The organism is Variovorax sp. 20P10.2.4, assembly GCF_058244205.1.
Genome location: NZ_JBZAYE010000231.1, coordinates 1 through 10,368, shown reverse-complemented (window position 1 = coordinate 10,368; position 10,368 = coordinate 1). Strand labels below are relative to the sequence as shown.

The 10,368-nt window shown below is 68.5% G+C and carries 11 protein-coding genes; 4 read left to right on the top strand and 7 right to left on the bottom strand.

Going from position 1 to position 10,368, the window contains the following annotated elements:
- Together AC27VN_RS20995 and purB are read right to left on the bottom strand one after the other, a co-directional pair.
- Positions 1 to 1,019, bottom strand: a 1,019-nt coding sequence (locus AC27VN_RS20995) for a PepSY-associated TM helix domain-containing protein (RefSeq protein WP_490877759.1), incomplete at its 3' end; no start/stop codon positions are given.
- 200 nt (positions 1,020 to 1,219) lie between these two features.
- On the bottom strand, positions 1,220 to 2,599 hold the full coding sequence (gene purB, locus AC27VN_RS20990; protein WP_490877758.1) for an adenylosuccinate lyase: 1,380 nt from the start codon (positions 2,597 to 2,599) through the stop codon (positions 1,220 to 1,222).
- 116 nt (positions 2,600 to 2,715) lie between these two features.
- Here purB and AC27VN_RS20985 point away from each other — a divergent pair, with 116 nt between their 5' ends.
- A complete protein-coding gene (locus tag AC27VN_RS20985) occupies positions 2,716 to 3,327 on the top strand; it encodes a glutathione S-transferase N-terminal domain-containing protein (RefSeq protein WP_490877757.1) in 612 nt (203 codons plus the stop codon).
- A gap of 65 nt (positions 3,328 to 3,392) precedes the next feature.
- Here the strand turns inward: AC27VN_RS20985 and AC27VN_RS20980 are convergent, their stop codons facing one another.
- The 4 genes from AC27VN_RS20980 to AC27VN_RS20965 all read right to left on the bottom strand — a co-directional run bounded on the left by AC27VN_RS20980 (position 3,393) and on the right by AC27VN_RS20965 (position 7,709).
- Positions 3,393 to 4,637: a class I SAM-dependent methyltransferase gene (locus AC27VN_RS20980; RefSeq protein ID WP_490877756.1), complete on the bottom strand. Its 1,245-nt coding sequence runs from the start codon at positions 4,635 to 4,637 to the stop codon at positions 3,393 to 3,395.
- Positions 4,634 to 5,437 (bottom strand): DUF1365 domain-containing protein, encoded by an 804-nt coding sequence (locus tag AC27VN_RS20975; protein ID WP_490877755.1) that lies wholly within the window; start codon positions 5,435 to 5,437, stop codon positions 4,634 to 4,636. The genes AC27VN_RS20980 and AC27VN_RS20975 overlap by 4 nt, the downstream gene beginning before the upstream one ends.
- Complete coding sequence (locus AC27VN_RS20970; RefSeq protein ID WP_490877754.1) at positions 5,434 to 6,750, bottom strand: NAD(P)/FAD-dependent oxidoreductase; 1,317 nt, start codon at positions 6,748 to 6,750, stop codon at positions 5,434 to 5,436. Before AC27VN_RS20970 ends, AC27VN_RS20975 begins: the two co-directional genes overlap by 4 nt.
- Before the next feature lie 326 nt (positions 6,751 to 7,076).
- Positions 7,077 to 7,709: a glutathione peroxidase gene (locus AC27VN_RS20965; protein WP_490877761.1), complete on the bottom strand. Its 633-nt coding sequence runs from the start codon at positions 7,707 to 7,709 to the stop codon at positions 7,077 to 7,079.
- A gap of 129 nt (positions 7,710 to 7,838) precedes the next feature.
- Between AC27VN_RS20965 and AC27VN_RS20960 the strand changes: the two genes are divergently transcribed.
- The 3 genes from AC27VN_RS20960 to AC27VN_RS20950 all read left to right on the top strand — a co-directional run bounded on the left by AC27VN_RS20960 (position 7,839) and on the right by AC27VN_RS20950 (position 10,237).
- Entirely contained in the window at positions 7,839 to 8,696 is an 858-nt protein-coding gene (locus AC27VN_RS20960) for a ferritin family protein (RefSeq protein ID WP_057597796.1), read from the top strand.
- Positions 8,697 to 8,791: 95 nt separating this feature from the next.
- Positions 8,792 to 9,685, top strand: a complete 894-nt coding sequence (locus AC27VN_RS20955; protein WP_093351416.1) for an RNA polymerase sigma-70 factor — start codon at positions 8,792 to 8,794, stop codon at positions 9,683 to 9,685.
- Positions 9,686 to 9,775: 90 nt separating this feature from the next.
- Positions 9,776 to 10,237 carry a carboxymuconolactone decarboxylase family protein gene (locus AC27VN_RS20950; RefSeq protein WP_490877753.1) on the top strand — a complete coding sequence of 154 codons (462 nt, stop codon included), beginning with the start codon at positions 9,776 to 9,778 and terminating at the stop codon, positions 10,235 to 10,237.
- 19 nt (positions 10,238 to 10,256) lie between these two features.
- Here the strand turns inward: AC27VN_RS20950 and AC27VN_RS20945 are convergent, their stop codons facing one another.
- Positions 10,257 to 10,358 (bottom strand): SPOR domain-containing protein, encoded by a 102-nt coding sequence (locus AC27VN_RS20945; RefSeq protein WP_490877760.1) that lies wholly within the window; start codon positions 10,356 to 10,358, stop codon positions 10,257 to 10,259.
- Between the last annotated feature and the right edge of the window lie 10 nt (positions 10,359 to 10,368).

Genomic DNA, 10,368 nt, shown 5'->3' with positions numbered 1-10,368 from the left:
AGCAGCGCGGTCACGACCTCGTGGACCACGCCGCCGAGCTCGCCGGTGTGCAGCGGAAAGATCACCGCCACCGAGCCGTTGCCGGCATCGAGCTCCTGCCACTTGCGCGCGGCCAGCACCTCGCCGGTGACCGGGTGGAGCCAGGCCGAGCTGATGCCGTTGGGATGCGGGTCGTCGGGCAGCTTGAAGCGAACGCGCACGGGCCGGTCGGCCTTGCCGGGCACCGCCACGTAGCCGATCGGCTGGCCCGGATGGACCTGCTGCGCGCGCGCCACGAGCTCGTCCAGCGGCAGGCGCGGGCCCTGGGCCGTGCCCTTGGCGATCGTCGGCGCCTTGACCGGCTTCTGCCCCATGGCGGCGGAGATGAAATCGCCCAGCGGCCGCCAGGCCATGTAGGCGCCGGTGGCGACCGACACCGCGATCAGCAGGCCGAGCACCGCGCCGCCCGTGCGGTGCAGGTCGAACAGCCCGCGCAGCAGGCCGCGGTTGAGCACGATGCGCAGCGAGGGCGGCCAGCGCGTCGGCCACCACAGCACCAGGCCCGTCACCAGCAGCACCAGGTAGGACAGCGCGACGAAGGCCAGGATGCCCTTGCCGGTGCTGTCGAGCAGAAGGCTGTTGTGGATCTTGTAGATCAGGTTGTAGGCACCTTCCTGGGTGCCGCGCCGGCCCTGTTCGGCGCCGGTGAAGGGGTCGAGGTAGACCGTGCCGTCCCAGCTGCCGCGCACCAGCACCCAGTAGCTGTCGCCGGGCTGGCGCGGCGGGCGCAGGGTCAGGTTGGTGTCGGGGCCGAACTCGGCCAGCAGGTGCTGGCGCAGCGGTTCCAGCGGCAGCCGCGCCGCGGTGGCGTCGCCGGCCGTGCGCGCGACGAAGAGTTCAGGGTGGGCCTGGCGGTCGAGGGGCTGGCCTACGACCAGTGCCGCGCCGAGCAGGGCGGTGACGGCGAGGATCGGGCCGAGCGTGAGGCCGACCCAGCGATGGATCTTGAGCCAGAGACGTCGCAGGGAAGCGCGCAGCATGGACAACGGGGACGCCGAGGCGTCCCGCACGGAAGTGTTGCTGGCTGGCGCACGGCCGGCATGCGGCGTGCGTTGGCTAGGAAATTGGAAGGAAACCGGAAAGGGCGATCGAAACGAATCGGCCGCCCTCGGACGGCTTCAGCGAACGAACCGACCGCTTAAAAAGGAGAAAAGCGGTTGGTGCATCGATGCACAGGGCGTCAGATTCTACCGGCGAGTTCGGCCGCCTTGCCCACGTAGCTGGCCGGTGTCATGGCCAGCAGGCGGGCTTTTTCCTCTTCGGGAATCGCGAGCGAACGGATCAGGCCATGCAGCGCCTCGGCCGTCACGGTCTGGCCGCGCGTCACTTCCTTGAGCTGCTCGTAGGCGCCCTGCACGCCGAAGCGGCGCATCACGGTCTGGATCGGCTCGGCCAGCACTTCCCACGAGGCGTCGAGGTCGGCCGCGAGCGCGTCGCGGTTGAGCTCGAGCTTGCCCAGGCCGGTGGCCAGGCTCGCATAGGCCAGGGTCGCGTAGCCGAAGGCCACGCCGATGTTGCGCAGCACCGTGCTGTCGGTCAGGTCGCGCTGCCAGCGGCTGATCGGCAGCTTCTCGCTCAGGTGGCGCAGCAGCGCATTGGCCAGGCCCAGGTTGCCCTCGGCGTTCTCGAAGTCGATCGGGTTGACCTTGTGCGGCATGGTCGAGGAGCCGATCTCGCCCTTCTTGAGCCGCTGTTTGAAGTAGCCCAGGCTCACGTAGCCCCAGACGTCGCGCGAGAAGTCGACCAGGATGGTGTTGGCGCGCGCCACGGCATCGAACAGCTCGGCCATGTAGTCGTGGGGCTCGATCTGGATGCTGTAGGGCTGGAAGCTCAGGCCCAGGCCCAGCGGCGCCGGGGTCTCGACGACCTTGCGGCTGAAGGCCTCCCAGTCGAAGTCGGGCCAGGCTGCGAGGTGGGCGTTGTAGTTGCCGACCGCGCCGTTCATCTTGCCCAGCAGCTGCACCGAGGCGATCTGCGCACGCGCCTTCGACAGCCGCACCGTCACGTTGGCGATCTCCTTGCCGACCGTGGTCGGGCTGGCGGTCTGGCCGTGGGTGCGCGAGAGCATCGACACGTCGGCGAACTGGTGCGCCATCTCGCGCAGCTTGGCGATCAGGCCGTCGATCGCGGGCAGCAGCACGGTGTCGCGCGAAGCCTGGATCTGCAGCGCATGGCTGGTGTTGTTGATGTCCTCGCTGGTGCAGGCGAAGTGCACGAACTCGGCCGCGGCCAGCAGCTCGGGGCGGGCCTCGAACTTGGACTTGATCCAGTATTCGACCGCCTTCACGTCGTGGTTGGTGGTCTTCTCGATCTCCTTGATGGCCAGCGCGTCGGCCTCGGAGAAGTGCGAGACCAGGCCCATCAGGTACTTGCGGGCGCCGCCGGTCAGCGGCTTGAATTCGGCGAAGCCGCAGTCCGACAGCGCGATGAACCACGCCACTTCGACCTGCACGCGCCGGTGCATGTAGCCCTGCTCGCTCATCAGGGGGCGCAGGGCCGCGAGTTTGGCCGCGTAACGGCCGTCCAGGGGGGAAAGGGCGGAGACGGTGGAGAAGCTCATGCCCGAATTTTAGGCGGGCCGCCCGGGGACGAACCCGGTACACCGAAAGCCGGGCTTTGGCGTTCCCCTAAAATGATTATGAACAAACGTTATCAATGTCGAGGGAGAGAGCCTTCATGAAACTGATCGGATCCGCCGCCAGTCCCTATGTGCGCAAGGTGCGCGTGGTGCTGGCCGAGAAGCGGCTCGACTACCAGTTCGTGATCGAGGACGTCTGGTCGCCCGACACGACCATCGCCAATTCGAACCCCCTGGGCAAGGTGCCGTGCCTGATCATGGAAGGCGGCGAGGCGATGTTCGACTCGCGCGTGATCGTCGAATACATCGACACCCTGTCGCCGGTCGGCAAGCTGATTCCCCAGCAGAGCCGCGAGCGCGCCGAGGTCAAGACCTGGGAGGCGCTGGCCGACGGCGTGATGGACGCCGGCGTGCTGTGGCGGCTGGAGCGCACCTGGTCCGGCCGTGCCGACGGCGAGCGCAGCGAGGCCTGGATCGACCGCCAGCGCGCCAAGGTCGAGGCCGGCGTGGCCGCCATGGCCAAGGGCCTGGGCGACAAGCCGTTCTGCAGCGGCATCCACCTGAGCCTGTCGGACATCGCGGTGGGCTGCACCCTGGGCTGGCTGAACCTGCGCTTCCCCGAGATCGAGTGGCGCGCCGAGCACGCGAACCTCGCGAAGCTCTACAACAAGCTGATGCAGCGCCCGAGCTTCATCGACACCCAGCCTTGAGCCGCTGAACGGCTTTCGCCCATGAAAAAAGCGCCTTCCGGCGCTTTTTTGCCGTGGGCCCGGCCTCAGGGTTTGCGCAGCGTGTACTGCACCACGTCGATGCTGCGTTCGGCGAAGGCGGCCTCGCAGTAGGCCAGGTAGAACTCCCAGATCCGCATGAAGCGCTCGTCGAAACCGAGCTGCAGCACCTGGGCGCGCTGCGCCAGGAAGCGCTCGCGCCAGCGCCGCAGGGTCTCGGCGTAGTCGGCGCCGAAGGCGAATTCGTCGACCACCTCGAGGCCCGCAGCCTCGGCGGCGCGCCGGAACTCGCGCGGGCAGGGCAGGCAGCCGCCCGGGAAGATGTACTGCTGGATGAAGTCGGTGGCGTCCACGTAGCGCTCGAACAGCCCGTCGTCGATCACGATGCTCTGGATGCAGGCGCGCCCGCCCGGCTTGAGCAGCCGGCTCACGCTCGCGAAGTAGGTCGGCCAGTATTCGCGGCCCACGGCCTCGACCATCTCGATCGAGCAGATCGCATCGAAGGGCGCGTCGTTGGTGCTGCGGCCGATGTCGCGGTAGTCCTGCAGCCGCAGGTCGACCGGCAGGCCCTCGGTGCGCTGGCGCGCGTGGGCGAGCTGCTCGTGCGAGAGCGTCACGCCGGTGACGGCGGCGCCGAATTCGGTCGCGGCCTTCTCGGCCAGCGCGCCCCAGCCGCAGCCGATCTCGAGCACCCGGTCGCCGGGCTGCACGCCCGCCATGGCGAGCGCGCGCCGCACCTTGGCGTGCTGCGCCTCGGGCATCGGCCGCGTCAGGTCGCCCTCGAACCAGGCCGACGAGTAGTTCATCGTCTCGTCGAGCCAGAGTTCGTAGAAGGCATTGCCCAGGTCGTAGTGCGCCTGGATGTTGCGCGCGCTGCCGGTCCTGCTGTTGCGGTTCAGCAGCAGGTGGCGCAGGCGGTAGAGCAGGCGGCCGGTCCAGCTGCCGTAGAACACGTTCTCGATCGCGCGCCGGTTCGCCACGAACACGCGCAGCAGCTCGACCAGGTTCGGCGTGGTCCAGTCGCCCGCGATGTAGCTCTCGGCGAAACCGATGTCGCCCGACTTCAGCGCGGCGCTGCAGACGGTCCAGTTGCGCAGCGTGAGCGAGGCGGTCGGGCCCTCGCCCGGCGCGGCGCCGAAGTGGCGCACCGAATCGTCGGGCAGCCGCACGGTCAGCGAGCCGTGCGCCAGGCGTTGCAGCAGGCGCAGCACGCTGCGGGCCGCGCGCGGCGCGTCCTGCGGCAGGTGGAAGCCCGAGGCGGGCGAGTCGGCAGTGGTCGTCGTCGGGGTCATGGATTCGCCTGCGGCTGGCGCGGCTCGCCGCGCGACACGGAATGAAGCGGCGGGGCCGGCTTGTGGACGAAAGGCACGCGCTTGAGCCACAGCCGCGCGGCCTGCCAGTGGATGCGGGCGATCAGGCCCAGCGTCATGGCGGGGTAGCGCCAGAGCGCGCGCCGCAGGCTGGCCGCGTCGAGCGCCTGGAGTTCGCCGCCGACGCTGGTCTGCAGCAGCGGGCCGTCGGCATCGTCGTGGTCGATGCGCACCAGGGTGCGCGTGCGTTCGTCGTCGGTGAAGAAGCGGAAGCGGTAGCTGCCGTCGATGCGGCAGAACGGCGAGACGTGGAAGGCCTTGGTCGCGCGCAGCTCGGGGCCGAAGGCCGGCCGGTCGAGCAGGTAGCAGTGGCGCTCGCCGAAGGTGTTGTTGACCTCGACCACGATCGCGCGCAGCGCGCCCGCGCGGTCGTGGCAGTACCAGAAGCTGACCGGCTTGAAGGTGTAGCCGAACACGCGCGGATAGCAGTGCAGCCAGGCCTCGCCGTCGGCGTCGTCGATGCCGTGCGACGCCAGCAGTTCGTCGAGCCAGGCCAGCGCGCCGCCGGCATCGGGCGCGCGGCCGTCGCCATGGTCGACATCGTGGAAGGACAGCGCGCCGCGGCGGTTGAACGCGAGCGCCGGGCTGCCGTCGCGGCGCAGGGCGCGCATCGGCAGCAGCAGGAAGAAGGTGGGGTAGGCGAAGGCGTTGCGGGCCGGGCGCAGCCGTGCATGCCGGACCTCGCCGAAGCCGATCAGCGGCAACGGCCCCGCCGTGGTCATGAGGCGGCTTTCCCGGTCGCCAGCTGCGCCTGCAGGCCGCGGGCCGCGGCCAGGCCGGCCTTCAGGCCGTCCTCGTGGAAGCCGTAGCCCATCCAGGCGCCCGCGAACCAGGTGCGGCGCTGTCCCTGCAGCGCGGGCACCCGCGACTGGGCATCGATCGCTTCGAGATCGAGCACCGGGTGGGCGTAGTCGTATTCGGCCATGACCTCACTACGCGCGATCTCGCGAACCGGATTCAGCGAAACGATCACCGGTTGCGACCAGGGCAGCGGCTGCAGCTTGTTGAGCAGGTAGTGCAGGCAGACGCCGCCCGATTCCCGCGCGCCGTCCGCGCGCTGGTAGTTCCAGGCGGCCCAGGCGGAGGGCCGCTCGGGCAGCACAGAGGCGTCGGTGTGCAGCACCGCGTGGTTCGGTTGGTAGCGGATCACGCCGAGCACCGCGGCCTCGGCGGGGCTGGGCTCGGCCAGCAGCGCCAGGGCCTGGTCGGAATGGGTGGCGAGCACCAGGTGGTCGAAGGCCTCGGTGCCGGCATCGGTGGCGATGCGCACGCCGTCGGCGTCGCGCTCGATGCGCCGCACCGGCGTGTTCAGCCGCGCATCGGACAGGCCCGCGACGATCTTCTCGACGTAGCGTTGCGAGCCGCCGCGCACCGTGCGCCACTGCGGCCGGTTGGCGATCTGGATCAGGCCGTGGTTGTGGCAGAAGCGAATCATGGTCGCGACCGGAAAGGCCAGCATTTGCGCGGTCGGGCAGCTCCAGATGCAGGCCATCATCGGCAGGAAATACCAGTCGCGGAAGGCCGGGCCGAAGCGGTGGGCATCGAGGAAATCGCCGAGCGGCTGCGCCAGTTCGCCCTCGGTGCCGGCGAGCGCGATGCGCGTGGTCAGCCGGTTGAAGCGCATCAGATCGGCCAGCATGCCCAGGAAGCGCGGGTCGACGAGGTTGCGGCGCTGCGCGAACACGGTCGCGAGGCTGCTGCCGCTCCATTCCAGGCGCCCGCCGCCGGGCCGCGTCGCCTGGACCGAGAACGACATGTCCGAGTCGGCGGTCGCTACGCCCAGGTCGGCGAACAGGCGGATCAGCTCGGGGTAGGTGCGATCGTTGTAGACCAGGAAACCCGTGTCGACGCCGTGCGCGCCGCGTTCGCCCGAACCGGGCGAAACCGGCAGCGAGACCGTAGCCGTGTGGGCGTGGCCACCGAAGTAGTCACTGGCTTCGAAGAGGGTGATGCGGGCCGAATCGCGCAGCGCGTGGGCTGCGGCCAGTCCCGAGATGCCGGCGCCGACGATGGCGACCCGGGTCGGCGGCCTCATGGCACCGCCCCGGGTTGGCTGGAAGACAAAAATGCTGCGAGGCGCCCCGACGCGAAGGAGGGAGGGAGGGAGGAGGAGAAGAATCGCCTCGGGATTTCGACCAGACGGCAAGCGCCCGGAAGACCTCGCAACATGAAAACCGTGGGGCATTCACTGCCCACGCGAGTTATGAGCGAGGACTTTGCCGCACGGTTCCCACCGCAGTGGTAAGCATTTGTGACGATCCGTTCACAATCTGATTGACGCATCGGTAAATAATATTACCGATACGTCTTCGTGTGAACTGATCAGTTTTGAATTCGATCGCCGGTGCGAACCTGCCGGCATCAGCCCGGATTGGCCGCCAACTGCTTCTCGATGATCGAGATGAAGGCGTTCTCGTCGGGCGCCGTCATGCTCGACCAGGCCTGCACCACCTTGCCGTCGCGGCCGATCAGGTACTTGTAGAAGTTCCATTTCGGCGTCGTGCCCGAGGCCTGGGCCAACTGCTTGAACAGCGGGTTGGCGTCCGAGCCGCGCACCGAGGACTTGCCGAACATCGGGAATTTCACGCCGAAAGTGCTTTCGCAGAAGTCGGCGATCTCCTTGTTCGAAGCCGATTCCTGAGCGAAATCGTTCGACGGGAAGCCCAGCACCACCAAGCCGCGCGCGCGGTACTTGCTGTCGAGCGCCTCCAGTCCCTTGTACTGCGGCGTGAAGCCGCAGAAGCTGGCGGTGTTGACCACCAGCACCACCTTGCCCGAGTACTGGCACAGGGACTGTGGTTTTTCGTCCTGCAGCCGCGGGAAGGTGTGCTGCAGTATGGCGGGACAGCCTGCCGCCGCCTGGGGCGCGGCAGCCGGTGCGGGTGGCGCGGGTTGCTGGGCGAAGGCCGGTGCCGTTGCGGTCAACAGGCCGGCAATCAGGGCCATTGCCGACGTACGGAGCATCGGGACCGACAATGGGGTGGGGGTTCGCATGGCGGGCTCCTGGTTCACAAAAAGGGGGGCGCATCCGTGCCGCGACGGCGCACGTATTCGCATCATCGCGCGCCTGTCATGGATGCGCCAAACGTGCCGTTTAAAATCGGCGGCCTTAGAAAGATATAGATGCTCTATCCGGAACTCTTCAGACAGCTCGAATCCGTCCGCTGGGACATGGACAAGGACATCCCGTGGCAGTCGTTCGACGCTTCGCTGCTGTCCGAAGAGCAGGCGCAAACCATCAAGATGAACGCCATCACGGAGTGGGCGGCGCTGCCGGCCACCGAGATGTTCCTGCGCGACAACCGCCACGATAGCGATTTTTCCGCTTTCATGTCGATCTGGTTCTTCGAGGAGCAGAAGCACTCGCTGGTGCTCATGGAGTACCTGAAGCGCTTCAGCCCCCAGCACGCCCCCACCGAGGCCGAGCTGCACGAGGTGCGCTTCGACTTCGACCCGGCGCCCCCGCTCGAAACCCTGATGCTGCACTTCTGCGGCGAGATCCGCCTCAACCACTGGTACCGCCGTGCCGCCCAGTGGCACACCGAGCCGGTCATCAAGCACATCTACACCACGCTGAGCCAGGACGAGGCCCGCCACGGCGGCGCCTACCTGCGCTACATGAAGCGCGCGCTCGAGAAGTTCGGCGACGAGGCCCGTTCGGCCTTCACCAAGGTCGGCGTGCTGATGGCGAGCGCCCGGCGCACCGCCCAGGCGCTGCACCCGACCAACCTGCACGTGAACAAGGCGCTGTTCCCGAACGACACGATCCAGAGCCGCATGCCCGATCCGGACTGGCTCGAGCACTGGCTCGACAAGCAGATCAAGTTCGACGCGGTCTGGGAAACCAAGGTCGGTGAGCGCATCCTGCACAACCTGAGCCTGTTGATGAACCGCAGCTTCAAGACGGTCCAGGAACTGAATCGCTACCGCAAGGAACTGGCGGCCAGCCTCGGCCCCAAGCCTGAGTACCAGGGCGCGTAAGCAAGCAGAGACAGCAGAAAATCGCCCCGCACGCCGGGGCGATTTTTTTTGGGGGCCCCGCGTCACAAACCGGCACCGCCAGCCGTCTTGCCTTCATGGACGCCGCCACCCTCGCCTTCGACCGCCACCGCCCGCGCCTGCAGGGCATCGCCTACCGCATGCTCGGCTCCGTGGCCGAGGCCGAGGAGGTCGTGCAGGACGCCTGGCTGCGCTGGCACGAAACCGCCACCGAGGCGCTCGACAGCACCGAGGCCTGGCTGGTCACGGTCGTGACCCGGCTGTCGATCGACCGGCTGCGCGCGGCCAAGGTGCAGCGCGAGCACTACAGCGGCCACTGGATGCCCGAGCCGATGCTGACCGAGTCGCCGGCCACGCCCGAGGAAGTGCTGGCGCGCGCCGACGACGTCTCGGTGGCCTTCCTGACCGTGCTCGAGCGGCTGGCGCCCGAGGCGCGCGCGGCCTTCCTGCTGCGCGAGGTGTTCGACACCGACTACGACGAGATCGCGCGCATGCTCGGCAAGAGCGAGGCCGCCTGCCGCCAGCTCGTGCACCGCGCCAAGACCCAGGTGCAGGAAGGGCGGCCGCGCTATCGCGTGTCGCGCGAGACCCAGATGCGGCTGCTGCGCAGCTTCGCCGAGGCCTCGGCCAAGGGCAGCGTCCGCGAGCTCGAGGCCTTCTTCACCGAGGAGGCCGAGCTGGTCGGCGACGGCGGCGGCAAGGTCCAGACCTTCACGCACGGGCTGGTCGGCGCGCGCCGCATCGCGCAGCTCTACTTCGCCGTGCAGCGGCGCCACGCGGGCGGCGAGCCGGAACGCAGCGTGCGCACCGAGCTGGTCGACCTCAACGGCGAGCCGGGCCTGCTGCGCTTCATCGGCGGCGTGCTCGAGTCGGCCCAGACCTTCGAGTTCGACGGCGACCGCATCGCGCGCGTGCGCGCGCAGCGCAATCCCGACAAGCTCGCGCGCATCGCCGCGGCCTTCGCGCGCTGATTTTTTTCCGACTTCGTGTCACAGGCCGGCGGGCTGGCGCGTCTTCAGTGTGTATCTCGATTTCATCGTCAACCACTGGAGAACATCGCCATGAACACCGCCCCCCGCCTCAACTGGTTCAAGACCGTGCCCAAGGCCTTCGAGGCCCTGCTGTCGGTCAACACCGCCATCGCCGACACCACGCTCGAGAAGAAGCTGGTCGACCTCGTGTTCGCCCGCGTCTCGCAGATCAACGGCTGCGCCTACTGCCTCGACATGCACGTGCGCGACCTGCGCAAGGAGGGCGAAGGCTGGCAGCGCATCAACAGCCTCGCGACCTGGCGCGAGATGAGCTTCTACGACGCGCGCGAGCGCGCCGCGCTGGCCTGGGCCGAGTCGCTCACGCGCATGGCCGACCGCCACGATGCGCGCGATGCCGAATACGAGGCGCTGAAGGCCGCCTTCAGCGACCTCGAGATCGCCGAGCTCACGGTCGCGGTGGCGCAGATCAATTCGTGGAACCGCATGAACGTCGCGATGCACGTGCCCGCGCCGGTCAAGCCGCTCGAGTGAGCGCAGCGGCCGGACGCTCCTAGCGCCGCTCGACCACCATCGGCGAGATGCGCAGGCTCTCGCGCACCTGCGACACCGCCTCGCCCGCTTCGCCGCGCGAGGCGAAGGGTCCGGCCTGCAGCCGGTGCGTG